Origin of the sequence: Pseudomonas sp. DTU12.1, from assembly GCF_009873475.1 — a bacterium.
Classification (GTDB): domain Bacteria; phylum Pseudomonadota; class Gammaproteobacteria; order Pseudomonadales; family Pseudomonadaceae; genus Aquipseudomonas; species Aquipseudomonas proteolytica.
The window spans coordinates 1,729,800-1,755,091 of record NZ_CP045254.1 but is presented as its reverse complement, the minus strand read 5'-3'; the positions used below and the strand labels follow the sequence as shown (position 1 = coordinate 1,755,091).

25 protein-coding genes are annotated in these 25,292 nt (G+C 61.9%); 9 read left to right on the top strand and 16 right to left on the bottom strand.

The genetic code is table 11. The features are described from left to right. Nucleotides 1-155 precede the first annotated feature (155 nt). Nucleotides 156-1,094 (top strand): LysR family transcriptional regulator, encoded by a 939-nt coding sequence (locus GDV60_RS07795; protein WP_159906781.1) that lies wholly within the window; start codon nt 156-158, stop codon nt 1,092-1,094. A gap of 265 nt (nt 1,095-1,359) precedes the next feature. Here the strand turns inward: GDV60_RS07795 and GDV60_RS07790 are convergent, their stop codons facing one another. The 3 genes from GDV60_RS07790 to GDV60_RS07780 are packed head-to-tail and all read right to left on the bottom strand — an operon-like array spanning nt 1,360 to nt 3,185. Further along, nucleotides 1,360-1,902: a DUF2937 family protein gene (locus GDV60_RS07790; protein ID WP_029292341.1), complete on the bottom strand. Its 543-nt coding sequence runs from the start codon at nt 1,900-1,902 to the stop codon at nt 1,360-1,362. 11 nt (nt 1,903-1,913) lie between these two features. Beyond that, entirely contained in the window at nt 1,914-2,690 is a 777-nt protein-coding gene (locus tag GDV60_RS07785; RefSeq protein WP_029292340.1) for a class II glutamine amidotransferase, read from the bottom strand. 30 nt (nt 2,691-2,720) lie between these two features. Further along, a complete protein-coding gene (locus GDV60_RS07780; protein ID WP_029292339.1) occupies nt 2,721-3,185 on the bottom strand; it encodes a hypothetical protein in 465 nt (154 codons plus the stop codon). 90 nt (nt 3,186-3,275) lie between these two features. Here GDV60_RS07780 and GDV60_RS07775 point away from each other — a divergent pair, with 90 nt between their 5' ends. Next, nucleotides 3,276-5,330, top strand: coding sequence for a S9 family peptidase (locus GDV60_RS07775; RefSeq protein WP_092234364.1), 2,055 nt, complete (start codon nt 3,276-3,278; stop codon nt 5,328-5,330). Here GDV60_RS07775 and GDV60_RS07770 read toward each other — a convergent pair. After that, nucleotides 5,327-5,617: a hypothetical protein gene (locus tag GDV60_RS07770; RefSeq protein WP_029292337.1), complete on the bottom strand. Its 291-nt coding sequence runs from the start codon at nt 5,615-5,617 to the stop codon at nt 5,327-5,329. The two genes, GDV60_RS07775 and GDV60_RS07770, sit on opposite strands and share 4 nt — an antisense overlap. Nucleotides 5,618-5,698: 81 nt before the next feature. On the opposite strand from GDV60_RS07770, the gene GDV60_RS07765 reads away from it, so the two are divergent. The 4 genes from GDV60_RS07765 (at nt 5,699) to GDV60_RS07750 (ending at nt 7,892) form a co-directional block, all read left to right on the top strand. After that, complete coding sequence (locus GDV60_RS07765) at nt 5,699-6,385, top strand: spermidine synthase (RefSeq protein ID WP_159906779.1); 687 nt, start codon at nt 5,699-5,701, stop codon at nt 6,383-6,385. 71 nt (nt 6,386-6,456) lie between these two features. After that, nucleotides 6,457-6,831 (top strand): YajD family HNH nuclease, encoded by a 375-nt coding sequence (locus GDV60_RS07760; protein ID WP_003210675.1) that lies wholly within the window; start codon nt 6,457-6,459, stop codon nt 6,829-6,831. Nucleotides 6,832-7,013: 182 nt separating this feature from the next. Beyond that, nucleotides 7,014-7,481 carry an RNA methyltransferase gene (locus GDV60_RS07755; protein ID WP_003210674.1) on the top strand — a complete coding sequence of 156 codons (468 nt, stop codon included), beginning with the start codon at nt 7,014-7,016 and terminating at the stop codon, nt 7,479-7,481. Between the two features lie 69 nt (nt 7,482-7,550). Then, on the top strand, nt 7,551-7,892 hold the full coding sequence (locus tag GDV60_RS07750) for a DUF2892 domain-containing protein (protein WP_029292335.1): 342 nt from the start codon (nt 7,551-7,553) through the stop codon (nt 7,890-7,892). A gap of 104 nt (nt 7,893-7,996) precedes the next feature. Here GDV60_RS07750 and GDV60_RS07745 read toward each other — a convergent pair whose 3' ends face one another. Together GDV60_RS07745 and GDV60_RS07740 are read right to left on the bottom strand one after the other, a co-directional pair. Then, nucleotides 7,997-9,229: a hypothetical protein gene (locus GDV60_RS07745; protein WP_159906777.1), complete on the bottom strand. Its 1,233-nt coding sequence runs from the start codon at nt 9,227-9,229 to the stop codon at nt 7,997-7,999. Nucleotides 9,230-9,241: 12 nt separating this feature from the next. Continuing rightward, nucleotides 9,242-9,691 carry a YcgN family cysteine cluster protein gene (locus GDV60_RS07740; RefSeq protein ID WP_029292333.1) on the bottom strand — a complete coding sequence of 150 codons (450 nt, stop codon included), beginning with the start codon at nt 9,689-9,691 and terminating at the stop codon, nt 9,242-9,244. Nucleotides 9,692-9,845: 154 nt separating this feature from the next. Between GDV60_RS07740 and GDV60_RS07735 the strand changes: the two genes are divergently transcribed. Beyond that, nucleotides 9,846-10,439 carry a nitroreductase family protein gene (locus GDV60_RS07735; protein WP_029292332.1) on the top strand — a complete coding sequence of 198 codons (594 nt, stop codon included), beginning with the start codon at nt 9,846-9,848 and terminating at the stop codon, nt 10,437-10,439. A gap of 49 nt (nt 10,440-10,488) precedes the next feature. Here the strand turns inward: GDV60_RS07735 and GDV60_RS07730 are convergent, their stop codons facing one another. The 6 genes from GDV60_RS07730 to GDV60_RS07705 all read right to left on the bottom strand — a co-directional run bounded on the left by GDV60_RS07730 (nt 10,489) and on the right by GDV60_RS07705 (nt 18,745). Further along, nucleotides 10,489-13,941 (bottom strand): hypothetical protein, encoded by a 3,453-nt coding sequence (locus GDV60_RS07730; RefSeq protein ID WP_159906775.1) that lies wholly within the window; start codon nt 13,939-13,941, stop codon nt 10,489-10,491. 90 nt (nt 13,942-14,031) lie between these two features. Beyond that, nucleotides 14,032-14,964: a D-2-hydroxyacid dehydrogenase gene (locus GDV60_RS07725; protein ID WP_070995100.1), complete on the bottom strand. Its 933-nt coding sequence runs from the start codon at nt 14,962-14,964 to the stop codon at nt 14,032-14,034. A 113-nt stretch (nt 14,965-15,077) separates the two neighbouring features. Beyond that, nucleotides 15,078-15,371: a YcgL domain-containing protein gene (locus GDV60_RS07720; protein WP_029292329.1), complete on the bottom strand. Its 294-nt coding sequence runs from the start codon at nt 15,369-15,371 to the stop codon at nt 15,078-15,080. Beyond that, nucleotides 15,368-16,501 carry a ribonuclease D gene (gene rnd, locus GDV60_RS07715; protein ID WP_070995099.1) on the bottom strand — a complete coding sequence of 378 codons (1,134 nt, stop codon included), beginning with the start codon at nt 16,499-16,501 and terminating at the stop codon, nt 15,368-15,370. The genes GDV60_RS07720 and rnd overlap by 4 nt, the downstream gene beginning before the upstream one ends. Before the next feature lie 122 nt (nt 16,502-16,623). Next, nucleotides 16,624-17,280, bottom strand: a complete 657-nt coding sequence (locus GDV60_RS07710) for a class I SAM-dependent methyltransferase (protein ID WP_159906773.1) — start codon at nt 17,278-17,280, stop codon at nt 16,624-16,626. Between the two features lie 91 nt (nt 17,281-17,371). Next, the gene (locus tag GDV60_RS07705) at nt 17,372-18,745 is read right to left on the bottom strand and encodes a glutamine synthetase family protein (protein WP_154906397.1); all 1,374 of its coding nucleotides are present in this window, start codon (nt 18,743-18,745) and stop codon (nt 17,372-17,374) included. A 417-nt stretch (nt 18,746-19,162) separates the two neighbouring features. On the opposite strand from GDV60_RS07705, the gene GDV60_RS07700 reads away from it, so the two are divergent. Further along, a complete protein-coding gene (locus GDV60_RS07700; protein ID WP_159906771.1) occupies nt 19,163-20,005 on the top strand; it encodes a cache domain-containing protein in 843 nt (280 codons plus the stop codon). Nucleotides 20,006-20,187: 182 nt separating this feature from the next. On the opposite strand, the gene GDV60_RS07695 is transcribed toward GDV60_RS07700, so the two are convergent. Together GDV60_RS07695 and pobA are read right to left on the bottom strand one after the other, a co-directional pair. Then, nucleotides 20,188-21,705: an MDR family MFS transporter gene (locus tag GDV60_RS07695; RefSeq protein WP_159909191.1), complete on the bottom strand. Its 1,518-nt coding sequence runs from the start codon at nt 21,703-21,705 to the stop codon at nt 20,188-20,190. Between the two features lie 53 nt (nt 21,706-21,758). Then, complete coding sequence (gene pobA, locus GDV60_RS07690; protein ID WP_159906769.1) at nt 21,759-22,952, bottom strand: 4-hydroxybenzoate 3-monooxygenase; 1,194 nt, start codon at nt 22,950-22,952, stop codon at nt 21,759-21,761. Nucleotides 22,953-23,131: 179 nt separating this feature from the next. Between pobA and GDV60_RS07685 the strand changes: the two genes are divergently transcribed. Beyond that, a complete protein-coding gene (locus GDV60_RS07685) occupies nt 23,132-24,046 on the top strand; it encodes a helix-turn-helix domain-containing protein (protein WP_070995095.1) in 915 nt (304 codons plus the stop codon). Here GDV60_RS07685 and GDV60_RS26540 read toward each other — a convergent pair. Together GDV60_RS26540 and GDV60_RS07680 are read right to left on the bottom strand one after the other, a co-directional pair. Continuing rightward, nucleotides 24,020-24,193, bottom strand: a complete 174-nt coding sequence (locus tag GDV60_RS26540; protein ID WP_166647834.1) for a hypothetical protein — start codon at nt 24,191-24,193, stop codon at nt 24,020-24,022. The two genes, GDV60_RS07685 and GDV60_RS26540, sit on opposite strands and share 27 nt — an antisense overlap. A gap of 99 nt (nt 24,194-24,292) precedes the next feature. Then, complete coding sequence (locus GDV60_RS07680) at nt 24,293-25,198, bottom strand: LysR family transcriptional regulator (RefSeq protein ID WP_029292321.1); 906 nt, start codon at nt 25,196-25,198, stop codon at nt 24,293-24,295. Between the last annotated feature and the right edge of the window lie 94 nt (nt 25,199-25,292).

Here is a 25,292-nt window from a genome sequence, read left to right as displayed (position 1 = left end):
TTTTTTTGTAGTGTGGGATCTTTTACCAAGATCCCGCAACGATGTTGTCCTGAGCCCCGACGACGCTTATCGTGAGACAGCCCGATTTTTGGCGCGCAGCCCCTGCTGCGTCCAACTAATAAAAACCGATCCATGCATAAGAAAAAGTTGATCCCATGAATTTGAAGTTCCTCGAAACCTTCGTCTGGGTAGCCCGGCTCAAGAGCTTCCGGCTGACGGCAGAGAAGCTGTTCACCACCCAGGCCTCGATCTCCAGCCGCATTGCGGTACTGGAAAGCGAGCTGGGGGTGAAACTGTTCCTGCGTGACTCACGAGGGGTGAGCCTGACCCCGGATGGGATTAAGGTGCTCGATTATGCCGAGCAGATGATGGTCACCATGCAGGGGCTCAAGCAGTCACTGGAAACCACCAGCAGCAAGGTCGGACGCATCCGCATCGGCGCGATGGACACGGTGATCCATACCTGGCTCAGCCCGCTGGTGACCGAACTGATGGACCGCTTCCCCCTGGTGGAAATCGAACTGGTCGCCGATACCGCGCTCAACCTCAGCGATCAGCTGCAAAAAGGCTTTCTCGATCTGATCCTGCAAACCGACCTGCTACGCCAGGAATCGGTGCGCAGCCTGGAACTGGCCAGCCACCCCATGGGCTGGATCGTCGCCAGCCATAGCATCTACAACCGTGACTACGCCTCCCTGGCCGAGTTGGCCCAAGAGCGGATCATCACCTATTCGAAAAACTCCCACCCGCACCAGGACGTGTTGAGCCTGATGCAGGCCCATGGCGTGGCGGCGCCGCGTATGAACTGTGTGAATTCGGTGTCGGCCATCACCCGCTTGCTGCGCGACGGCTTCGGTATCGGTGCGTTGCCGCCGGTGCTGGTCAGCGAAGAGTTGGCGCGGGGCGAACTGGTCATGCTGCCCATGACGCAGCGCTTACCAAACCTGCAGGTGGTGGTGTCGTGGCGGGTGGGCGTGGAGTTGGTGGAGGAGATTGTTGCGTTGTGCCAGAGCGTCGTGGCGCGGTATGCCGAGGAAGTGGGTGAAGAACGCATGGTGCTCAGTCACCCACCCTCACTGAAGAAACCCGATTGAAAGGGCGGGGCTGGCTTGCCTGTAAACCGCAGCTTTTTTGCCGCAACGCGTAAATCCAAGCAGCTAGGGCCGCTGTGGCGAGCGGGCTTGTCGGAACGCCGCATCGCCCGCGCTGGGCTGCGAAGCAGCCCTAAACCCGGTCATCGCGGTTTATCTGAAGGACCGCGCCGTGCTTATTGGGGCTGCTTCGCAGCCCAGCGCGGGGCGAGCCCGCTCGCCACAGGGGAGCAAGCCAGGGTCTACAAACCCCGTTCCACATTTGGATTTACAAACCCTTGAGGTCCCGCTCTTCAATCGGTCGGCTCTGGCGCAGACGCTTGCCACCCAGTACCACCCAGTCGATCAGGCGGAACAGGCATTCCAGGCCGAACGACAACAGCATCGCCCCGCCCAGGCCCCAGCCCATGGCTTCGGGGGTCAGGAGGATCTGGTAGCTGTAGCCATTCCAGGTCTCCTTGCGGATATCCGGGTCGGCGGCCACCGCCACTTGCAAGGCGCGGATGTACCACGGCCCCTGCATGGCCTGGAACTGCTTGTCCAACGCCACCTGGCGATCGAGCAAGGTGCCAAGGCTGTTGGCATCGCTGCGGAACACCGGATCCTCACTGGCGCGGTAATGCGCCACCAATGCCTGCAAATCGCCATTGAAGAACTGCTGCGCAGTGCTTTCAAACCCGCGCAGGCCGGTCTGGGCTTCGATCAAATGGGCTTCGACGCGCTTGGCGTAGTCGTTGATAAACCCCGGGACTTGCACCCCGACCAACAAGCCGATGGCAAACAACACCAGGCGCAGATAGCTGAGCAACATAATCGACGTCCTTATGCGGTTGTACCCTGGCGCACGCATTCACCGCGCCGCCACAGGCTCCACTGGCCCGGTTCGTAGCGGGTCCAGGTCTCGTTTTCGGTCAAGGGTTCGGTAGCAATCACCGTTACTACATCGTTTGGCGTGGTTTCGGCCTGAAAATCGACGATCACGTCGACATCTTTCAGGCGCGCAGGGCCAAAGGGTGCGCGACGGGTGATCTGCGCCAGTTTGGTCGAGCAGTAGCAGAACAGCCAGTCACCATCACTGAGCAGGCAGTTGAACACGCCTTTACTGCGGTATTCGGCGCAGGCGGCGATCAGGTCCGGCAACACTTGCTCGATATCCACCGGCTCGGGAAACGCCTCACGAATACGGTTGAGCAGGTCACAGAACGCCGCTTCGCTGTCGGTATCGCCTACCGGCCGGTAGAACGTGGCCTGGGGCGTGAAGTCGGCCAACTGGCCGTTATGCGCAAAACACCAGTTGCGCCCCCACAATTCGCGCACGAACGGATGGGTGTTGGACAGGCTGACCTTGCCGACGTTGGCCTGGCGGATATGGCCAATCACCACTTCGCTCTTGATCGGATAACGCTGCACCAGCAGCGCCACCTCAGACTCGCTGCTGGCCGCCGGGTCCTGGAACAGCCGCAGGCCACGGCCCTCGTAGAAGGCAATGCCCCAGCCATCGCGGTGCGGCCCGGTACGCCCACCGCGCTGCATCAGCCCGGTGAAGCTGAACACGATATCGGTCGGTACGTTGGCACTCATGCCCAATAATTCACACATGCCAGGACTCTCGATGCAGGGCTTACAACGTTAAAGACGCGGCTCGACCCGCATGCCACTGACAGGGGCCGGCGGACGGCCATAGGGTTCGTCGTCTTCTGGCTCGGCCGCGACCGCTGCCGCAGCGGCGGCCTTCTGCTCACGCCGGGCCTTGGCGGCACGCTCGATGGGCCAGCGGATCAGCACAAAGACCAGGTACAGGCCAAAGGCAATCATCGCGTACATGAGCAAATCGGAAACCGCTCGCCAGGCGTTATTGCCCACCTTGAGCAGTAGATCCAGGGCGGTGATGGCCACGGCCGGGGCAAACTGCTCCTTGACCGGGTCGACAATGGTCGGGCTCAACAACAGCACCGCCATCAGCAACCGCAGCGGTTCGCGCAGCCAGCGCCAGATCCAGCGGGTCAGGCGAAACCACACCAGCAGGCAGCCCAAAGCGGCGAAGGCGTAGAGGCCCCAAGCGGTCAGATAGTCGTTCTCGGTCATGGTGTCCATGGCAAGGTAGGCAAACAGGCCCGTATGATAACGGCTTTTCCGTGCCACGGCTGCAATGCCGTCGGCCCACTGCCAGACAGAGAGTGATCCATGCCTCCATCGACCCACATCACTGCCGCCCCGATTGCCCGCAGCGCCCCAGGCCAGGACCCGTATGCCTGGTTGCAGGAACGCGACAGCAGCGAGGTGCTCGACTACCTCAAGGCCGAGAATGCCTGGCAAGAGGCACAGCTCGATGATCAAAAAGAGCTGCGCGAAACGCTGTTTCAAGAGATCAAGGGGCGCATCCTCGAGACCGATCTGTCACTGCCCTCGCCCTGGGGGCCCTACCTGTACTACACGCGCACCACCGCCGGTGACGAATACCCACGTCACTACCGCTGCCCGCGCCCGGCCGACGACAGCCAGCAGATCGATGAGAGCGCCGAAGAATTGCTGCTGGACCCGAATGTACTGGCCAATGGCGGGTTTTTCTCCCTCGGTGCCTTCAGCATCAGCCCGGACCATAAGCGCCTGGCCTACAGCCTGGACACCAATGGCGAAGAGATCTACACCCTGTACGTGAAGGAATTGTCTTCAGGCAAGGTCAGCGAACTGACGTTCGAAAATTGCGACGGCAGCATGACCTGGGCCAACGACAGCCTGACGCTGTTCTTCGGCGAACTGGACGACACCCATCGCCCACACAAACTGTATCGCTATCGCCTGGACGGTACCGCTGCCGAACAGGTGTTCCACGAGCCCGACGGCCGCTTCTTCCTGCATTGCTACCGCTCCAGTTCCGAGCGCCAACTGCTCCTGGCCCTGGGCAGCAAGACCACCAGTGAAATCTGGGCCCTGGACGCCGAGCAGCCGCAACAGGCATTTGCCTGCCTGGCGCCACGGGTTGAAGGCCATGAATACGATGTCGACCACGGCAAGCTGGACGACCAGTGGACCTGGTTTATCCGCAGCAACCGCGACGGCATCAACTTTGCGCTGTTCCAGGCGCCGGACAACGGCAGCGTGCCCAGCGAAGAGCAGTGGCACAACCTGATTGCCCACGATGACGCGGTGATGCTCGATGGCGTGACGCTCAATGCCCGCGCCATGACCCTGAGCCTGCGCATTGGCGGCCTGCCGGTGATCGACGTGCACCCACAAGGTTTGCCGAGCTATCGCGTGGAGCTTCCAGACGCGGCCTACAGCCTGTATGTGCAAAACAGCCTGGAGTTCGACAGCGACAAGATCCGCCTGCGTTACGAAGCGCTGAACCGCCCGGCGCAGGTTCGCCAGTTGGAACTGGCCAGCGGCGCACAGCAGGTGCTCAAGGAAACCCCGGTGCTGGGTGAGTTCAACGCTGACGACTACGTCAGCCAGCGCCTGTGGGCGACGTCTGCCGATGGCACCCAGGTGCCGATCAGCCTGGTGGTCAAGCGCGACCAGGTGGGCCAGCCAACGCCGCTGTACCTGTATGGCTACGGTGCCTACGGTTCCAGCCTCGACCCGTGGTTCTCCCATGCACGCCTGAGCCTGCTGGACCGGGGCGTGGCGTTTGCCATTGCCCACGTGCGCGGCGGCGGCGAACTGGGCGAAGCCTGGTACCGCGCCGGCAAGCAGGAGCACAAGCAAAACACCTTCAGCGACTTTATTGCCTGTGCCGAACACTTGATCGCCCAAGGCCTGACCACTTCCAAACAATTGGCCATCAGCGGCGGCAGCGCCGGCGGGCTGTTGATCGGTGCCGTGCTCAACCAGCGCCCGGCACTGTTCCAGGCAGCGATTGCCGAAGTGCCCTTTGTCGATGTGCTCAACACCATGCTCGACCCGGACCTGCCACTGACCGTCACTGAATATGACGAGTGGGGCAACCCACAGGAACCCGAGGTGTACGAGCGGATCAAGGCCTATGCGCCGTACGAAAACGTCAGCGCCCAGGCGTACCCGGCGATGCTGGTGATCGCCGGCTATAACGACAGCCGTGTGCAGTACTGGGAAGCCGCCAAATGGGTGGCCAAGTTGCGCGCCACCAAGACCGACGACAACCTGCTGCTGCTCAAGACCGAACTGGGCGCCGGCCATGGCGGCATGAGCGGGCGCTACCAGGGGCTGCGTGACGTAGCCCTGGAATACGCCTTTGTGTTCAAGGCCCTGGGGTTGGTTTAAGAACCCGCTGCCGGCGCCTTCGGCTTGCTGTCGCTTTGCTGCAGGCCGGGCAAGGTCTGGTCCTTGGGCGGCTTGGGCATTTCAATCGGCGGCAACAACGGCGCCCCGGCCCCTTGTGGCTTGGGTGCCATCGGCGGGGTGACTTGCGGATAGGGGGTCGGCGTTGCAGTACCCGGTGCACCCGTGGTGGTCGCCGGTGTGTTCGGCACGGGTTGCAACTGCTGGGCATGTGCGGCACCCAATGTGAGCACACTCCCTACAATGACCGCTAGAATGCTGCACTTCATCGATGGCTCCATGGCCTGACTGTTAACCAGTCCCAAGGCTACTCCCAACCGCGCAAGAATGCCCTTCCCAATGAGATTTCCATGAAACGTTTCGTGCTGCTCGACACCACTCCCATCCCCGACAACGGCGGCGCCCTGTGCCTCTTCGAGTACGGCGAGGATTTTGTGATCAAGATCCAGGGTGGTGACGGCGGGCAATTGATGAACACGCGCATGCACGGTTCCGAAGACGCCCTGGCAGAAATCCCCTGTCGCAAAGTTGCCGGGCGCCCCGGCTCGCGGGTATTGATTGGCGGCCTGGGCATGGGGTTCACCCTGGCCTCGGCGCTCAAGCACCTGGGCAAGACGGCGCAAGTGGTCGTGGCAGAATTGGTGCCGGGCGTAGTGGAATGGAATCGCGGCCCTCTTGGAGAAAAATCCGGCAACCCGTTGCAGGATCCGCGCACCGTGATCCGCCTGGAAGACGTGGCCAAGGTCCTGCAGGCCGAGCCCCTGGGCTTTGATGCGATCATGCTCGACGTCGACAACGGCCCCGAAGGCCTGACGCAAAAAGCCAACAGCTGGCTGTACTCCGCCGGTGGCCTCAGCGCCTGCGCCAAGGCCCTGCGCCCCAAGGGCGTGCTGGCCGTGTGGTCGGCCAGCGCCGACAAGCAGTTCAGCGACAAACTGCGCAAGGCCGGCTTCAAGGCCGAGGAAGTGCAAGTCTTCGCCCATGGCAACAAGGGCACCCGGCATACCATCTGGATTGCCGAGAAGCTCAAGGGCTGAGGCAAATTGCCAGGCGAGCAGCTAGAATCAACGTCATCCGTGATCTATCCAATAAATGAACAGGAGCCATGATGAGCTCGACCAACCCGCCCTCCCACACCGCCAAGCTGGACCGCATCCTCGCCGATGCCCAGCGCGACCGGGAAATGGGCTACCGCGACAAAGCCCTGAAAATGTACCCCCACGTGTGTGGCCGCTGCGCCCGTGAATTCGCTGGCAAGCGCCTCAGCGAACTGACCGTGCACCACCGCAACCACAACCATGACGACAATCCCCAGGACGGTTCCAACTGGGAGTTGCTGTGCCTGTACTGCCACGACAACGAACACTCGCGCTATACCGACCAACAGTATTTCGGCGAAGGCTCCACCAGCAGCCCGACCATCGCCAAGGCTACGCACAACCCGTTTGCGGCGTTGGCGGGGTTGATGAAAAAGGACGACTGACGCTCGGCGCTGAACGCAACGACGCTATCGCGGGCAAGCCCGGCTCCCACAGGTGAATGCATTTCAAATGTGGGAGCCGGGCTTGCCCGCGATGACAATCCCCCAGACCCGCCATTTCTATACCGACCGCTGTTCGAGCAATCCCCGTATAATCGCGGTTTTTCTCGAAGGCACCCTCTCCCGTGGGCAATAAACGCTACAGCTGCATCGGTCTGTACAACCCCAAATCCCCCGAAAACGTTGGCTCGGTCATGCGTGCCGCCGGCTGCTATGGGGTGGCTTCGGTGTTCTACACCGGTAAACGTTATGAGCGGGCCCGGGACTTTATTACCGACACCAAGAAGGTCCACCACGATATCCCGCTGATCGGCATCGACGATCTGAAGAAAATCCTGCCCCTGGGCTGCATCCCGGTCGCCGTGGAACTGGTAGAGGGCGCTCGGCCGCTGCCGGAATACACCCATCCTGATCGGGCGCTGTATATCTTCGGCCCTGAAGACGGCTCCCTCGACAAAGAGATCCGCGACTGGTGCGAAGACGTGATCTACATCCCGACCACCGGTTGCATGAACCTGGCAGCCACCGTCAATGTGGTGCTCTACGACCGCTTGGCCAAGGGCAATAACACCCGTTCGGGACCCAAGTACTGAGTTTTTGGGAACATCCTTGAACTGCCGACAGTCAGTTGCATATCAATGGCCCTTTGTTGGAGACAGACCATGAGCGACAGCAGAACCCTCAAACCTGTGATTGAATCGACGCCGTTCCAGACCCAGCCGACCCAGAACGTCCAGGGCTGGGAGCGCATTGGCTCCCTGGCCGGTGGCGTGGTGATGATGGGCAAGGGCATTCGCCGGGGCGGTTTTTTCGGCCTGATCCAGGTGGCGATTGGCGGCGTGGCATTGGCGCGCGGGATCAGCGGCCATAGCTCGGCCAAGTCGCTGCTGGAAAAAAGCCGTCAGGATATCAATAGTGTGCGGACCAAGATCGAGCGGGCCGGCGAGGAATTGAAGAACCTCAAGACCCGGGCTGAAGTGGCTGCCGAAAAAACCACCGGCTGACACCAATCAAAATGTAGGAGCTGCCCAGCGATAGCGTCACCTCGGTACACCTGATGGACCGAGCCGCTTGCATCGCTGGCAAGCCTGCTCCTACACGGGCCCGGTCAGTGCAGCAGCTTGCTGTCGAGCACCACGGACGATTCGCCGATCACGCTTTCAGCCAACTGCACAAACTCCTTGGTGCTGATACTGTCCAGGCGCATCAGCGCTTGGGTCAGGTCATCCAGTGAGCGCTTGTTGTGGGTTTTCAGGCGAATTTCGCGATCCAGTTCTTGCAAAACCACCACCGCCCGCGCCACCGTGGCACCGCTGACGTGCTCGCCACGCAAGGTCGTCACGCCCTTGCCATCCTTGCTCAGGCGCGCCTGGATCGCCACATAACGCTCATCGCTGATACCACCCGCGCGCCGCAGCAGCTCGATGGCGTAGTACTCCGAAAGCCCCTCACTGATCCAGTCACTGCCCTGGTGGTCGTTGAACCGTCCGATGGCTTGCACCACTTCGCGAATCAGCGGGCTGCTGCCGTTCTCGCTGACCAGCGGCGTGCGGCTATTGAGGTATACCGAATCGCGTGCGGCAAACGCGCCACGGCGCATTGGGTCGCTGGCGCCCACTACCAGCAGCTTGGCCGGGTGCCTGGGAAACGCCGCTTGCACCTGAGGCCAGACGAACGTCAGCAACGTCAGCACATCCATACGCCGCATGGCCTGGCCCTTGGGCGAGGCCACGGTGATTTCGGTTTCGCCCAGGCGCACACGGCGGCTGCCCAGGCTGCCGGCGAGCATCCAGCCAGTGGGCCGGTCGAACAGACGGGACACATTGTCGATACGGAATTTGTGCTTGCCGATCCGCGGCCAGGGCGTCTCGACGCTTTTCCACCCCGCCGGCAGTTCGAAGGTCAGCCGCGACACCAGTTCCACGCCATCCTGCTGGTCCAGACGGGCCGCTGGCACCAGGTCCTCGCCGCGAAACAGCGCCCAACTGGGGGTCATGCGTGACTCGTAGATACCGACCTTGCGCGCATGGCTCAAGCGCACGCGGTAGGTCAGGCTGGCCTTGTCGGCGCCCGGCTGCCATAGGCCACGACTGGCCCCCGCGTCAGGCCTGACCTGCCACTGGCCGTCGGCCTTGAAATCGCTGTAGTCACCGTCGCGCCCCAAGTCGAAGTCCAGGCTGCGCACCGCCGAGCCCTGGGACAGGCTTAAACGGACTTCGGCCTGATCGCTCTGGGGCAAGAGTTTGACGTGATAGTCGAGGTCGACCTTTTTCGCCGACCACGCCGACGCGCTCAACCCCAACAACAGCAGGCTCACCGCCAGCTTGGCTTGGACCGTCATACGCTCTCCTTTTCAGCCTGCGCGGAAAATCAGGTAATCCTCCCAATCATCCTCGGGCACGCTGCCTTCGCTGAGCATGCGTCCGGACTGGGAAATGCGTTCGTGGTGCACGGCATCGCGATCACCGCAGACCAGGTGGTGCCAGAGCGGCAGGTCCTTGCGCTCACTCACCAGGCGATAGCCGCAGGTCGGCGGCAGCCATTTGAACTGATCGGCTTGGCCCGGCGTGAGCTGGATGCAATCGGGGACCGAGTCGCGGCGGTTAGGGTAGTCGGTGCACTGGCAGGTTTTCAGGTCCAGCAGTTTGCAGGCGATACGCGTGTAGTAGACGCTGTTGTCGTCTTCATCTTCGAGCTTTTGCAGGCAGCACAGGCCACAGCCGTCGCACAGCGACTCCCATTCCTCCTGGTCGAGGTGCTCAAGGGTTTTGCGTATCCAGAAAGGTTCGACTTTGGCGGCCATGGCTCTACATCAGTTTCGGTATGTTAAAAGGCCGCCAGTCTAGTGCCCAAGCCCCCTGGGGCCAAGCGCTTACGACTACCGGTAGGGCAAGACTTGTCAGGTACGCGGTGGCGCAGTAGCTTTGAAGGCCGGTTTTTTCCATCAGGATGCGCTTATGAGCACTGAAGCACGCGTTGCCGATTATCCGATCCACCCGCAGTTCACCGAACGTTGGTCGCCGCGTGCGTTTACCGGGGAAAGCATCCCGGAGGAAACCTTGCTGAGCTTCTTCGAGGCCGCGCGCTGGGCGCCTTCGGCCTACAACTCGCAGCCTTGGCGCTTTCTCTATGCCCGTCGCGATACGCCGGACTGGCAGCGCTTCCTTGGCCTGCTGAACGAATTCAACCGTGGCTGGGCGCAACATGCGTCGGCGCTGGTGATCGTGGTCTCGAAAACCGATTTTGCGGTGCCGGGCGCCAGCGAAGAAACCCCTGCCCTGTGGCACACCTTTGATACCGGCTCGGCCTGGGGCCACCTGGCGCTGCAAGCCAGCATCAGCGGCTGGCACACCCATGGCATGGCCGGTTTCGATCAGGAACTGACCCGCAAGGAACTGAAAATCCCCGAGGGGTATGCGCTGCATGCGGCGGTTGCCGTGGGCAAGCTGGGAGACAAGTCGACCCTGGCGCAATACCTCCAAGCCCGTGAAGCTCCAAGCCCGCGCCGGCCATTGAGCGAGTTGGTGGCCGCCGGGGACTTCAACCTTTAAGCCTGCCCCCCCCCGCCGCTGACAAACGGCGGGGTGTCCAGCCCCCCCATCAAGAAGGTTTAGCGATAAGGCCACTGTAGGCCACGCGCAGCGCCTCTTTATGCCTGTTATATGTGTCCATGACCACCGGCACCATAAACTCCAAGCCCTGGGAATCCATATCCACCGGGTAAACTTTCTGGTCTTTGGCAGAGTACATAAAGTTATTTAATTGCAGATCATTGTGATAGATATCCTTGGCTTCCATTTGCGCCAATACATCATCCAGCAATGAGCGCGCCTCGGGTGGCAGGCCATTGCGCTTGAACATGCTGAGATCCACACCCTCGATCCGTCCCATTTTTATATATTTACGCCCATCCTCGATGATTACCCTGGCAAAACCCTCGCCGTAATATTTATTCAGCGAGACCACTTCCGTATTGATGTACTTATCCGATGGCTTGATTGATGTAGGCCCCAGATCCTTGTAGACACTTTTGCCATCAAGGCTCGCGTAGATAATGCCCTCGCCACCTTGCCCGATCACAGCGCCCAGATCGGCTGCCACCGGCATCGGAGCAGCGCCCAACAGATTCAGGCGCTGCCATTGATCACCTTGTACATGCTGGACCAATAGCGGCGTCTGCCGACCACGGTGATAGATCCGTGCCTGCACCACGCCCTCTTCGGTACGGGTGACTTGCCGAACCTCATACACAGCCGTCTCACCGGCACTGTCGGTATGGCGGATATGGGACAAGTGACCGTCAGCCGCAACATAGACGCCCTGGCTGTTGCGCGACAGCCCGGCTATTTTCGAGGGCGCAACGCTGTACTCGACGAGCATCCTGTTGCCCAACTCGCTGCCCGGCGCGACACGTGCCATGGCAAGCGTGCCGTCCACGGCCCTGGTTTGGGCCACAAAGTCCTGCAGAGGCCCACCATAGGCACGTAGCCTGTCGGCATCAAAGGCATACCATTTGCCGTTATGCAGGACGGCCCCTGCTTCGACACTGCGCCCTGCCACCTTGAACCTGCCGGTAGCCGCTGCGCCATAGTCGTTGCTGACAGCCTTCAACAGGTCATAGCTGCCGGAAGTGCCCCTGAGCCTATTGACCCCGCCGACACCTTTGGCGAGCCCTTTGCCGACCAGCCTGGCACCGCCGACGCTCAAATCGCCCAACCCGCCCAGCGGGTTCAAGGCGCCAATCGTGGCCGCACCAATGATCTTCGCTCCCTGCAAGGCCTTGGCCGTCCCGGATATGGCTGCGCTGCCTAACTTGCCAAGCTTTCCGGCGACGCCCGCGCCGGCAGTCAGGAAGCCAAAGATATCCAGCGCCAGGTCAAAGGCGCCCTCGCCATAGTTGCCCTGCTGGAAATTGACAATCGCCGAACGCAGCGGAACCAGGTTCAATAAAAACGTTTCAACAACCTTGGCCCTGCCCCGCTGTGCGTCCAGCGTGGTGTGCCCTCCCGCGTATTCCTTTATCGCGGGATCATCAAGATCAAGGTGTTCGACAAATGCCTGCGCAATGTATTGAGTGCGTGCCGTCGCAAAACTATCAAGTAGCGGGTTACCCACGGGTGTTGTTTGTTCTTGTTGCTGGGCTTGGTTGGCGGCAGGTGTGAACGCCTTGGTCTCGCAGACCAGGTTGGCATTTCTGGAACGACGCTCCTCGGCTTGCCAGGGCTCAGTTGATCGAATAGTGCCTTGGGCAAAGTTTATTTCGTACGCCGCCGTCTTTCCCTCGCGTTCGGTTTTTACCAGCAGCTCCACCCCCTTGGGATGATGGGTTTTATCGGAGAACCCCAGCCCGAGCGTATGGGATGAACGTTGATAGAAGGCGATCTTTCCATATTCAAAGTTCTTTCGGTCCTCCAGGGGAAGCTGCGCGATCAAGTGTTTGACGGCTGTGGTGACCGCCGCCTTTTTACTCTGGATGACATCATTGAACTGCTGGTTGAACGACTCGGTTGTGCCAAACCGGTAGTTGGCATTCAACTCGGCCAGGGGGATGCGGCTGTCCGCCGAATAGAACAAGGCTGGAGAAGGCAGGTCCATCATGGCGATATCCAGCAACGAATGGAGGCCGACCAATCGGGTGGCCGGCGTTCCCGGCGCTCCTCGCGGGTAGCTTGTGGTGCTGATCAACCTTTCTTCAAAAAGCCCACCGAGATCGCCAAACCGTTGCTTGAGTTCGGCCAGCGCCAGTGCCTTTCGACCAGGGAGGGCCTGGTCCAATGACCGGCTGGCACTGATCATTTGCTGCTGGCGGGTATTGAAGGTGTTCTGGAGGGTGTCCAGTTCTTGGTCGGTGTAGCGTTCGTCCGCCTTGCGCACCAGCAGGCCATTGACCACCCCCCAGTCCACCAGCGCAGCCTGCTGTGCACGCTGGGTGATATCCGGATCAGCCAGCCTTGCGCGCTCGGCCTGCTGCATGACCTGCACAAAGGTCATGTTCGGTACTTTGCCCGGCGACTGGGCCTCGATGGTCGCCGCCGCAATCGCCAGGCTGGCCCAGGCCGAACTGCCATAGGTCACGCTGGCGGGGATGTCTTTGATAAGAAATTCGGGAGCCGCTTTGGCCAGCAACAGATAGGCGCCCACCCCGGCCATTTCCGGGCTGGTCTTGCCTCCAGCGCTCAGGTGCTCGCTCAACCCCGCTACCACCGTTGAAGCGGGTTGGCCCCAGTGCTTCTCGCTGGCCAGGTCGAAACCCGCCACCTTGTTGCGCTGGGGAGCGCCGATGGACTCGGGATCCATCTGTACAGCAATGGCTGCCAGCAAATAGTCGCCGGCACTGCAGTCAGTGGCTATCCCGCCCATTTGTTCCTGCAGGTACTTCCCCAGCCGCTGCCCCTCGCTGGAACTGACCAGCGACTCCAGAGCCTTGGCGGGGTTGCCCAGCACAGGCGCGGCGACTGGCTGGCAAGCGTGCAGGAAACCCAACACCCCCTTGCCTTGCCTGCCTTGTGGCTGCTCACCCAGATAACTCTGGGTCAACACGCCAAGTTTGCGCTGCTCGGTTGGGCTCAAGGGCACCGGCCAGGACAACCCACCACCAAAATCGCCAAGAGGGTGCTCCAGGGCTTTTTCATCCAGCGCCTGGGCCAGGCTGGTGAGATGAAAATGACTGGAGGGCAGGAATAAACCCAGATGCTTGATAAAGGCTGCCAAGGTGATGCTGCGACCGGTCTCCAGCGCATGGGACGACTCAGGGTCGATGCCCATCGGCGTACTCTCCAGCGCCGCCAGCACTGCTTGAGGCGCAGCGTCTACGCCCAATCGGGTGGCGACCTCGTGGAGCTTGCGCGCCAGGAGCTTGAGGTTTGCCTGGTCTGCCAGCGCGGCCCGCAAACCCGCCGGCTGCTTGGTTCGGGCCGGGATGACCTGGGCGCCTGCATCAACAGTGGTCGGATCAGGTTGCGGCTGCAGCGGGCGGGAAGCGTCAACGGCGCGATCAGCCGCAGGCATGAGAAGCGGGGATAGTGGCGGGGGAACAGCGCGCAAAACGAGCATGGAGAGGCCTCCCTTCTTAAGGTCAGAGAGCCTCCCACTTTTGCCGCCAGCGATAAAATCAGATGGGTGCCACGCACTGTGTGGGGTTTTTCAATATCCCCGCTCGAAACTCACCTCGCCCCGCAGCGAATCCTTGGCCTGGTACGCCCGCAGGTTTTCCACAAACAGCGCCACCATCCTGCGCGGGCAGGTCGGCGCGGAGCTGTGGCCCGTCAGCAGCAACCCCCAGGCGGTCCAGAACGGATGGCGCTGGGGCAGTGGCTCCTGGCGGCAAACGTCGATCACCGCACCGGCCAGGTGACCTTCCTTCAACGCCTCGACCAGGTCGGCGTCCACCACCGCCACGCCACGCCCGACGTTGATAAACAACCCGGTCGGCTTGAACTGCTTGAACAGCGCTGCGTCGTACAGGTCGTGGGTGTTGGGCGTGTTGGGCAGCAGGTTGACCACATAGTCCACCTCGCCCACCAGGCGGCCCAGTTGATCCGGCCCGACCACCTCGATAAACGGTGCCTGCTCCCGGGCTTCGCTGGCGATGCCGTACAACTCCACGCCAAAGGGCAGCAGGAACTGCGCCACGCTCTGGCCGATATCGCCGGTGCCGACGATCAGCACCTTGCGCCCCGCCAGGCTCTGGCCCATGCGGTTGTCCCACTTGCGCTCGACCTGGCTCACCAGGCGCGCCAGCACTTCACGCTCGTGACCGAGCATATAGGTGAGCACGTACTCGGCCATCACCTGGCCAAAAATGCCGACGGCACGGGTCAGCCGATAATCCCGTGGCAGGCCATCGGCCAGCAGCGGTGTGATGCCGGCCCAGGTCGATTGCAGCCACTGCGGGTGATGGCCCTGGCGCAGCAGGGTTGCCAGCAGGTCCGGCTGGCCCAGCCACACCGGGCAATCGGCAGCCAGGCTCGACAATTGGGCCGAGTCGCCACTGGTCAGGACTTCAATATCCGGCGCCGCTTCGCGCAGCAATCGGGCGTACAGCGGGTGGTCCTGTTCTGCTATCAGAACGCGCATGGTTCAAACCTTTCAAAAACAGTGCAGGCGGCCACCGCCAGCAAACTGACTGCAGGGCTCGGGGCTCGCCAGGTCATTCGATTCAAACGTGTCCCGAACGGGACACTGGTCGATCACATCGGGTCGTTACGGCGCAGCAACTCTTCGGGCAGGTGTTCGATGTACTCGTCATCCGGCGGCGGCATCTGCAGGTGGTAGCCCTGCTTTTCGAGGTTGGCCAGGACCGCCACGATATCCTCCTGCTGCAACTTGCGTTCCGGCGTCAGTACCAGGTTGAACGCGTGTACCGGCTTGCCGAACACCGTCAGCAGGCCTTCGGGCACGCGCTCGAGGGCATCGCTCTTGAGCACGTAGAGGTACATGCCGGCGCGTTTCGGGCTGCGGTAGATGGAGCAAATATGTTTCAAGGCTGTTCTCCGGCAGTGGCCAGGCTGTCCAGCAGCGCCTGGCCCATCAACTCGCGGCGCCAGCCACGCAGCGAGTCAGGCAATTGGTAAGGCCCATCGGGGTAGCCGCTCTTGACCAGCGCCTCAAGGGTTTTCTTGCGCAGCATCAGTTCCGGGGCCATGTCCAGGCGTTCGGCGAAGGTCTGGCCCAGGGCGCGCAGTTGCTTGATCAGCACCGCGGCATCCACCGGCAACGGCTCGGGCACGGCCGGTGGCCATTGGTCCATCGGCACACTGGCGGCACGCTTGATCAGGCCCAGCAGGAACTCGCCGTCCTGGCGCACGGTGCGCGGGTGCATGTCTTCGATTTTGCCCAGGGCAGCGAGGTTATCCGGCTGCGACTTGGCCAGGGGCCATAGTGAGTGTTCGCGGATGATGCGGTTGCGTGGCAGGTCGCGGGCACGGGCCTGCTGCTCGCGCCAGGCGCACAGTTCGCGCAACACGGCGAGCTGGGCCCGGGACAGTTTCCAAGCCAGCTTGGCGTCGCGGTAGACCTCGTAGGGGTCGATTTCCCGGCGCAGGTTGGCCACCAGTTCGGCGCCATCTTCCAGGACCCAGGCGTACTTATCGTCGGACAACCGCGGACGCAGGAGCGTATAGACCTGCGCCAGATGCACCGCGTCTTCGGCGGCGTAACTGACCTGGGTCTCGGACAGTGGCCGCTGCAGCCAGTCCGAACGCGTCTCGCCCTTGGGCAACTCGATATCCAGCACCGCTTGCACCAGGCGCGAGTAGCCCATGGAGAAGCCGAGGTTCAGGTAGGCCGCCGCCAATTGCGTGTCGAACAATGGCACCGGCAGGCTGCCGGTCAGGCGCAGCAATACTTCCAGGTCTTCGCTGCAGGCGTGCACCACCTTGATCACCGCTGGATTTTCCAGCAGCGCGGCCAAGGGCTGCCAGTTATCGATGGTCAGGGGATCGATCAGATAAGCGCGTACACCATCCCCGATCTGGATCAACCCGGCGATGGGATAGAAGGTGTCGACCCGCATGAATTCGGTGTCGAGGGCGACGAATGGCAACTGCTGCCATTCGGCGCAATGCTGGCCGAGGCTATCGTTGTCGCAGATCCAGTGAATATCGATGGCCACACGGCTCTCCCTTGAAGAATGGCGCGCAGTATATATCGCCTGAGGGTCTTTCGAGCACCCGCAGTGTGCCAGCCATCATGAAAACTCTGACAGGAGACGAAGAATAGTCCGACGTGTACGGCTTATCCTCTTTTACGCAGCACATAAACCCGCCACAAGGCCGAGCCGGGCATGAACTCCTGCTGGTTCAGCACCGTGAAGCCCGCCTGGCGGAACTCCGCTTCCACCTCGCTGCGATGGGCCAGCAAAGGTTGCCCCGCGCCTGCCGGGTGGCGTTGACTATGGCGGCTGTCGCTGTCTACCGAGACAATCACCGTGTCGCGGCTGACCCGGTGAAATTCGCGCAACAACGCCAGCCGCGCGTCAGCCGTGGGGACGTGGCGAAACAATTCCAGGCAAAAAATGCAGTCCACCGCGTTGGCCGACAGGCCGATGGAAAAGGCCGAGCCCTGAAACGTCTTGATCCGCCGCAGAAATGCCGCGCCATGGTGGCTCTGTGCATGATCGAGCATGACTTGGGAGGCGTCCGAGGCCAGGATCACGCGGTTGCTGTGTTCAGCCAGCACCGGCCAGAAACGCCCCGCCCCGCAGGCCAGGTCCAGCACCAGGCCGGGCTCCCCCGCCACCTTCAGGGCCTGGCGCACCAGGCGCTCATCGCGCCATAACCACAAGCGCCGCAGCAAACCAGGCGGTCGCGTGTCACCACAGACCCGAGCGTGGTCACGGTCACAGCGCGCGGCGAATTCAGCCTCGATAGACGATAGGGGGGGTGGCGACATCACGGGACTCATGTAGATGAACCGGTCTCTACGGACACTGGAACTTGAGCTTAACCACCCCTGCGTGAAAAAAAGGTCGAAAGGTTCACCGTCACGCCTGGTGCAGGTACCAACGCCAGTCCTGCTCACCCACTTCGCCCATGAACTGCCGGTACTCGGCCCGCTTGACCGCCAGGTACACACCGAGGAACTCCTGGCCGAACGCCTCACGCGCCCAGGCCGAAGCTTCCAATGCGCGCAAGGTGGTCAGCCAATCGGTAGGCAGCAACTCCTTGGCCTGGGCATAACCGTTGCCGGTCACCGGCGCGCCCGGATCGCGCTGCTCGCGAATGCCTCGGTGAATCCCCGCGAGAATGGCCGCCGCGGCCAGGTAAGGGTTGGCATCGGCGCCGCAGATGCGGTGTTCGATATGCCGCGAATACGCCGGCCCGCCCGGCACACGCAGGCTCACCGTGCGGTTGTCGACGCCCCAGGTGGCGGCCAGCGGCGCGTAGCTGTTGCTCTGGAAGCGGCGGTAGGAGTTGGCGTTGGGACAAAACAGCAGCAAGCAATCGAGCAAGGTACTGAGCATCCCGCCGACCGCCTGGCGCAACAATGGCGTGCCGTCGGGCGCCTCGCTGGCAAACAGGTTGTTGCCGTCGGCATCCGCCAGGCTGACATGCATGTGCATGCCTGTGCCGGCCAGGTCGTCGAACGGCTTGGCCATGAAACAGGCAGTCATCCCGTGTTTGTGGGCCACGCCCTTGACCAGGCGTTTGTAACGCACCGCCTCGTCCATCGCCTGCAACGCATCGCTGCGATGCTCGAGGGTGATCTCCACCTGGCCTGGGGCGTATTCGGAAATTGCCGTGCGCGCGGGGATGCCTTGCAGTTTGCAGGCGCTGTACAGGTCGGCCAGAAACGGCTCGATCTGCTCCAGTTCGCGCAGGCCATAGACCTGGGTCGAGCGCGGGCGAGCGCCATCCACATCCCGCGCCGGTTGCGGGCGGCCATTGCTGTCGGGTTTCTGGTCGAGCAGGTAGAACTCCAGTTCCGCCGCCATCACCGGGTAATAACCGTCGGCCTTGAGCCCGTCGATGACCTTGGCCAGCAAGTGCCGGGGATCGGCAACCGTCGCCGGCAGGCCTTCCTCGGGGTGCATGCTGACTTGTACCGCAGCCGTGGGAATCAAGCGCCACGGCATGCGTTGCAAACTGCCGCTGATCGGGTAGGCACGGCAATCGATATCGCCCACCTCCCACACCAGGCCGGAGTTTTCTACGTCATCGCCATTGAGGGTCAGGCCCAGGATGGTGCTGGGCAGCGGCCGACCGCTTGCATAGACCGCCAGCAGTTCATCACGGTGCAGCAACTTGCCCCGGGGCACGCCGTTGCTGTCGAGGATGAACAGTTCGAACATCTCGATATCGGGGTTGTGGTCAAGAAAGGACTGGGCTTCGTGCAGGTTGGCAAAGACGGTACTCATGGCAGCTCTCTTACGTTTGCGTCAGGCAGGCGCGCACGACGGCACGCCCTGGATGGGGGCAATCAGCGTAAGGGCGTGGTGTCTGGCGGGCGGGCGTGGCGGCAGTGCCACAGCGCCCAAAAGGCCAGTTCAGAGGGCAGTGCATCAGCACCCAACCGACATACCGGGCAGCAGGGCGCGATGGCGCCAGGCGAGGCCTCGGGGTGAGCGTCGGGGGAGCCGTCCATGCAGTGATCACAGTGAAGAGATGAGCACCAGCGTCACACGGTGCAATAAGTCGTTAAATTCACCCTTGATGGAGTTTGGATGCGACCTCACTAAACATTCAGAAGTAACTTACATCGTTTGCTGAATATTCATGCATAGCTCACAGCCGTCTACGCTGTTGGGACATTCACAAGAACGAGGGACGGGTCAATGAAGGGAATGCTCCGCGCCACCTGGCTGCTGTTGCTGTTGTGTGCCAGCCAGGCCCACGCCGCTACCGCCCAGGAACAGGACGCCCAGGCCGCCAAGGCGCTGCTGGAGAAGGCTCTGGCCTACTACCACGACAACGGTGACAAGGCCTTCGCCGCCTTCAGCCGCCAGGGCGAGTTTGTCGACAAGGACCGTTATGTGTTCGTGGTCGATACCAAGGGCGTGCTGCTGGCCAGTGGCGGCCCGTCATCGGCGTTGATCGGGCGCGACGTGTCCAAAGTGCTCGGCCCGGACCTGCGCGAGTCCTTCACGGAGGCGTTGAAAATCCCGGAAGGCAATGGCATCCAGCAGGCCGAATACCGCTGGCAGAACTGGAACGATGGCAAGGTTGAACGCAAGCGTGTGTTCTACCAGCGCATCGGCCAGCGCATCCTCGCCGTCGGCTATTACCTGCCCCGCGCCACGCCCGAACAGGCCAAGGCCCTGCGGGACAAGGCGGTCAAGGACCTGGAGAAAAACGAAGCGGGCACCCTGAAGGCAATCAACGCGCTGCAAGGTGGCTTCCTGCAGGACGACCTGTATGTGTTCGTGGTCGACCTGGATACCGGGCGCTACGTGGCCCATGGCACCAACCTGCGCCTGATCAACACCGACTTTGCCAAGGTCAAGGACCCGGACGGCAAGCCCGTGGGTGAGCCGATCCTGGCACTGATGAAGGAGCAGGGTCAGGGCGAATATGAGTACCGCTGGAAAAACCCGGTGACCGGCAAGGTGGAAGACAAGCATGCCTACCTGCGTAAAAGTGGGCATTTTCTGGTGGCGGTGGGTTACTACAGCCCATAAAGCGCCCGCGCTAAAGAATCCCCCGTTGGGCTGCGCAGCAGCCCCAAAATATGTCACCCCGGTGTGTCAGATAAAACTCGGTGAGGCCTATTGGGTTGGGGCTGCTGCGCAGCCCAACGGGGGACGAGCCCCCTCGCCACGGGCGGGGTTCGCGCTTGATTGAGCGTCCTGGGTCGAAGCGTTTATCGCGCCTTGTCCTCACGCCCACGCAACAGATGGTTGGGCATGGCAATCGCCGCCGCCAGCCCCAGCAGCGACACCGCCGCACTGATCATCAATAAATGCCGGAACGTACTCAGCAACTCCCCACGCAAGGCATTCTGCGCCGGGCCGGGCGCGGCATTGAGGCCATCGAGCAGGACGTTGCCGGAACTGCCTTCAGCCATCATCGAGCCACTGGCCAGATGGGCAATACTCGAATCCTGCAACAACGCCAGCAGCAAGGCCGACATGCACGCCACGCCAACCGCGCCACCCAGGGAGCGGAACAGGTTGGTGGTGCTGGTGGCGACGCCAATGTCGTGTTGGGCCACCGAGTTTTGCGTGCCCACCAGGGACGTCGGGAACTGCATGCCTGAGGCAATGCCACTGAGCACCATGAACAGGCTGCTCAAGACCAGGGACTGGGGTGCGCTGAAGGCCATGCCGAGGATCGCAATCGGCGTGAGCACTGCCCCGGCCAGGATCATGGGTTTGTAGCGCCCCGTCACCGAGGTCATGCGCCCGGCGAAGAACGCGCCCATGGGCAAGCCCATCGCCAGCGGCAGCAGGTGCAGGGCGGCGCTGTCGGCGCCGGCGCCCGTGACGCTCTGGTAGCGCAGGGGCATCAGTACGATCAGCGAGATGGCCTGGAAACTGGTGAAGAAAATCGTACACCAGCACAGCACCGCGCTGCGGTTGGCGAACAGGTGCATGGGCAACAACGGCTCCCGCGCCCGGCGCTCGTGCCAGACAAACAGCGTCAACGCCACCAGGGCACATGCCAGGAGGCCCAGCACTTGATCATCGCGCCAATGATGGCCCTGGCCGATTTCGGTGATGCCCAGCAACAGCGCCGTCAGGCCAACGATCATCAGCAGCGTGCCAAGGTAATCGATGATCGGCTTGCGCTGTGGCACCGGCAGCCCCACCAGGGTGCGATGGGCCACCCACCAGGCGCCCGCGCCCAATGGCAGGTTGATCAAAAACACCCAGCGCCACGACAGGTACTCGGTCATATAGCCGCCCAGCACCGGCCCGGCCACGCTGGCGACGGCGTACATGCTGCTGAAGTAACCCTGGTAACGCCCGCGCTCGCGGGGTGGGATGATGTCGCCGATGATCGCCTGGCTCACGGAAATCATCCCGCCCGCGCCAATGCCCTGGAGGATACGCGCCAGCACCAGTTGTTCCATGCTTTGCGCCATGCCACAAAACAGCGAGGCGACGGTGAACAGGCCCATGCCGATCAGCATCATGGGCCGGCGCCCGTACAGGTCGCCGAGCTTGCCGTAGATCGGCACCGCCACCGTCATCGCCACCATGTAGCCGGAGATGACCCAGGCCAGCAGGTTGACGTCGTTGAACTGGGCGGAAATGGCCGGCATCGACACCGCCACGATGGTCTGGTCCAGGGCGCCGAGGAAAATCGCCAACATCAGCGCGGCGAGGACACTGCGTACGGAAGGTGTGGGTTGAGTCACGGCAGAACCTGCAGGCAAGGCCACGGAAAAAGAGGCCCGCGGCAATGCCCGTCATGTTACTCGATAGCCAGCTATTGGATAGCTTCGTAGGGAAGTCCTACGTAATTTTCTGCAATGGTTTTACGCCCGGCCTCAGACTCGACAAAGTACTCCAGCTCACTCTGGGCGATGCGTTGGCTGAAGCCATCCGCCTCGGGAAACTGGTGCAGCATCGAGGTCATCCACCACGAAAACCGCTCGGCCTTCCAGATACGGCGCAGGCAGATCTGTGAGTATTTTTCCAGCAGCTCCACGCGCCCTTCCCGGTACACCTTGCACAGGATCGTAAACAGGGTGCTGACATCACTGGCCGCCAGGTTCAGGCCCTTGGCCCCGGTGGGCGGCACGATGTGGGCGGCGTCTCCCAGCAGGAACAGGCGCCCGTACTGCATGGGCTCCACCACGAAACTGCGCAGCGGGGCGATGCTTTTTTCGATCGACGGCCCGGTGACCAATTGCGCCGCCAGATCCGTGGGTAAGCGCGCCTTGAGTTCATCCCAGAAGCGCTGGTCGGACCACCCGTCAATCGACTCCTCGGCCGGCACTTGCAGGTAATAGCGACTGCGGCTGGGCGAACGCATGCTGCACAGGGCAAAGCCGCGCGGGTGCTTGGCGTATACCAATTCGTCGTGGACCGGCGGGGTGTCGGCAAGAATGCCCAGCCAGCCGAAGGGGTAAACCCGCTCGAAGGTCTTGAGCACGTCACTGGGGATCGACTGACGCGCCACGCCGTGGAAGCCATCGCAACCGGCGATGTAGTCACAGTCCACGCGTACCTGCTGGCCTTGATGCTCGAAGGTCAGCCAGGGCCGCTCACCCTTGAGGTCGTGGGGTTGTACGTTGCGTGCTTCATAGAAAGTGATGGCGCCGGCCTGCTCGCGGGCGGCCATCAGGTCGCGGGTGACTTCGGTCTGGCCGTAGATCATCACGGTCTTGCCGCCGGTCAGGGATTTCAGGTCGATGTGTTGCAAACGCCCATTCAGAGCCAGCTCGAAGCCTTCATGCACCAGGCCCTCGGCGTCCATCCGCTGGCCGACGCCCGCCTGGCGCAACAGCTCGACCATGCCCTGCTCCAGCACCCCGGCGCGAATCCGCCCCAGTACATAGTCCGGGGTCTGCCGCTCAAGAATCAGGGTTTCAATCCCGGCGTTGTGCAGCAACTGGCCGAGCAGCAGCCCCGAAGGACCGGCGCCGATGATGGCGATTTGGGTTTTTAGCGTTTTCATTATTTTTATCACCCGCCTGCTTCCCCCGAACGTAACCGGTGAAAGCGTTGTCAGTGGTTTTGGTACTGGCATTTTTCCCTTGAGTGACCGCCACAAGAAGGTGAAAACTGAGCCAAAGCCTGCGCTTTTCGCCAATCGGGGCGATTACCGAACCACTGTCCTGAGTATCGGATAAAAACATGACCAAAAATGCCAGCCCCGCGATTCCAGTGTTCAAACTCTACGGGGAAAGCCAACAGTGGCCGACGCCAGACTTGCTGCACTGTGAAACCATCTCCCGGCGCAGCCGTGAGTACCAGTGGGAAATCCAACCCCACCGGCATGCGGACCTGTGCCAATTGCTCTACGTGTACAAGGGCCAGGCGCAACTGGAGATCGAGGGCCAGCGCACGACGCTGACGCAGTCGACCCTGCAGGTGCTGCCGCCACTGTGTGTGCATGGGTTCCGGTTTTCCGAGGATGTCGAAGGATTTGTGGTGACACTGGCCGCGCCACTGGTGGCGCACCTGCAAGGCCAATTGGGTTCGGCGGTGGACGGCTTGAGCGCCCTGGGCAGCTACCCGGCGGGCCAGGACAGTGACTATCTCAATAGCCTGTTTACGCGGTTGCAGAACGAATACAGCGACGACTTCCCGGCCCGGGACATGATGATGCACGCCCTGGTCAGCGTGCTGCTGGTGTGGATCAGCCGCCAGGCCATCCAGCGCCGCCATCCACGGGCCCCACGGGGCCGTGAATACTTCCGGCGTTTCACCCAGTTGGTGGAGCAGCACTACCGCGAACACCCGAAAATCGAAGACCTGGCGCACAAGCTGGGGATCTCTGTGTCGCACCTCAACGGCACCTGCCGCGAATTGGGCGGGCAGCCGGCCTTGCAGATCATGCATGACCGTCAGTTGTTGGAGGCCAAGCGCCTGCTGACCTACACCAGCATGACCATCAACGAAATGTCTGAGGTTTTGGGGTTTTCAGATCCGACCAACTTTTCACGCCTGTTCCGACGACGCGTGGGGTTTTCACCCAAGGCATTTCGCGAACAGCTGAACGCGGCGCCTAACGATGGTGTGTCAGCGCAGAGCGCTCAACGTCGCTGAGTAGGTGCATTGCCCATGGTTGCAACTCGCGGCCATGCCCGGTTGCTGGCGGGCCTGTTCGGCGCGGTAGGCGGCGGTGCCGTACAGGGCTGTGGCGAAGGCGCACAGGGCAAAGATCATCAGGTACTTTCTGGTTTTGATCGTCATGGCGGTGACCTCCGGACAGATCAAGAAGGTGCTGTCTTAAGCATAGGTCAGCCAGGGCGAGTTGCCAGTATTGACGGGTATTCAGGCGCCTTATCGGCCCTACAGCCCCGCATCCCATTGCGGCTCGGGCGGGAAGCGCAATACCAGGAAATCCAGAAGGCTGCGCAAGGCCTGCGGCATGTGCTTGCGCGAGGCGTAGACCGCGTACATGTTCATCCGCCGGGGCTCGGCATGGGGCAGCAGGCGGATCAGTTGCCCGCTGCGGATGTAATCGCCGGCCTGATAGGTCGGCAACATCGCCACCCCCGCTCCGGCCAGGGTCAGCCGTAGCAAGGTGCTGGCCTCATTGGCGCTGATATTGCCGTGCACCGGCACCGATACCGGTTCGCCATCCTCCTCGAAATGCCACAGGCTTTTGCCGAAGTAAGAATGGGTCAGACAGTTATGCCCCGCCAGCTCCTCTACCCGCTGGGGTTGCGGGTGTTCCTGCAGATACGCCGGCGAAGCGCAGATCACCGAGCGGCATACCGTCAGTTGACGGGCGATCAGGTTGGGGTCCAGGTCATTGCTGGTGCGGATCGCCAGGTCAATGCGCTCATCCACCAGGTTCACCGTGCGATCGAGCATCTGCAGGTCAATGCTGACCAACGGGTAACGCTTGACGTAATCGGCCATCGCCTCGGCCAACTGCGCCTGGCCAAACGAGGTGCTGACACTCAGGCGCACCAGGCCACGGGGGGCGTCGTCCGGTTCGCTGACGGCGGCCTGCATGTCGCAGGACAATTCCAGCATCTGCCGGCATCGTGGCAGGGTTTCGCTGCCGGCGGCGGTCAGGCTGAGCTTGCGGGTGGTGCGGTGCATCAAGCGTGCGCCGACCCAGTCCTCCAACTCCGCCAGATAACGCGACACCACAGGGCGCGACAGGTCCAGATGATCGGCGGCGGCAGATTGGCTGCCCAGGTCGACCACGGTGACAAACACCCGCATTGCTTGAAGACGATCCATGATTTGCCCGATTTCAGAAACAAACTATGTTCCAGCATCGCATTTTTTGCTGCGTTCAGTGCAACTAAGCTCTGTCCATCGCCTGCCAAGGCAC

Bases quoted from the DNA above. Each gene is read 5' to 3' on its own strand.
- GDV60_RS07735 (WP_029292332.1), top strand. From the start codon at position 9,846: ATGAGCACTGAAGCACGCGTTGCCGATTATCCGATCCACCCGCAGTTC.
- GDV60_RS07740 (WP_029292333.1), bottom strand. From the start codon at position 9,691: ATGGCCGCCAAAGTCGAACCTTTCTGGATACGCAAAACCCTTGAGCAC.
- GDV60_RS07795 (WP_159906781.1), top strand. From the start codon at position 156: ATGAATTTGAAGTTCCTCGAAACCTTCGTCTGGGTAGCCCGGCTCAAG.
- GDV60_RS26540 (WP_166647834.1), bottom strand. From the start codon at position 24,193: ATGACGATCAAAACCAGAAAGTACCTGATGATCTTTGCCCTGTGCGCC.
- GDV60_RS07780 (WP_029292339.1), bottom strand. From the start codon at position 3,185: ATGGACACCATGACCGAGAACGACTATCTGACCGCTTGGGGCCTCTAC.
- GDV60_RS07725 (WP_070995100.1), bottom strand. From the start codon at position 14,964: ATGCGCGTTCTGATAGCAGAACAGGACCACCCGCTGTACGCCCGATTG.
- GDV60_RS07775 (WP_092234364.1), top strand. From the start codon at position 3,276: ATGCCTCCATCGACCCACATCACTGCCGCCCCGATTGCCCGCAGCGCC.
- GDV60_RS07785 (WP_029292340.1), bottom strand. From the start codon at position 2,690: ATGTGTGAATTATTGGGCATGAGTGCCAACGTACCGACCGATATCGTG.
- GDV60_RS07700 (WP_159906771.1), top strand. From the start codon at position 19,163: ATGAAGGGAATGCTCCGCGCCACCTGGCTGCTGTTGCTGTTGTGTGCC.
- GDV60_RS07745 (WP_159906777.1), bottom strand. From the start codon at position 9,229: ATGACGGTCCAAGCCAAGCTGGCGGTGAGCCTGCTGTTGTTGGGGTTG.
- GDV60_RS07750 (WP_029292335.1), top strand. From the start codon at position 7,551: ATGAGCGACAGCAGAACCCTCAAACCTGTGATTGAATCGACGCCGTTC.
- GDV60_RS07760 (WP_003210675.1), top strand. From the start codon at position 6,457: ATGAGCTCGACCAACCCGCCCTCCCACACCGCCAAGCTGGACCGCATC.
- GDV60_RS07790 (WP_029292341.1), bottom strand. From the start codon at position 1,902: ATGTTGCTCAGCTATCTGCGCCTGGTGTTGTTTGCCATCGGCTTGTTG.
- GDV60_RS07680 (WP_029292321.1), bottom strand. From the start codon at position 25,198: ATGGATCGTCTTCAAGCAATGCGGGTGTTTGTCACCGTGGTCGACCTG.
- GDV60_RS07770 (WP_029292337.1), bottom strand. From the start codon at position 5,617: ATGAAGTGCAGCATTCTAGCGGTCATTGTAGGGAGTGTGCTCACATTG.
- GDV60_RS07730 (WP_159906775.1), bottom strand. From the start codon at position 13,941: ATGCTCGTTTTGCGCGCTGTTCCCCCGCCACTATCCCCGCTTCTCATG.
- GDV60_RS07685 (WP_070995095.1), top strand. From the start codon at position 23,132: ATGACCAAAAATGCCAGCCCCGCGATTCCAGTGTTCAAACTCTACGGG.
- GDV60_RS07710 (WP_159906773.1), bottom strand. From the start codon at position 17,280: ATGTCGCCACCCCCCCTATCGTCTATCGAGGCTGAATTCGCCGCGCGC.
- GDV60_RS07705 (WP_154906397.1), bottom strand. From the start codon at position 18,745: ATGAGTACCGTCTTTGCCAACCTGCACGAAGCCCAGTCCTTTCTTGAC.
- pobA (WP_159906769.1), bottom strand. From the start codon at position 22,952: ATGAAAACGCTAAAAACCCAAATCGCCATCATCGGCGCCGGTCCTTCG.
- GDV60_RS07765 (WP_159906779.1), top strand. From the start codon at position 5,699: ATGAAACGTTTCGTGCTGCTCGACACCACTCCCATCCCCGACAACGGC.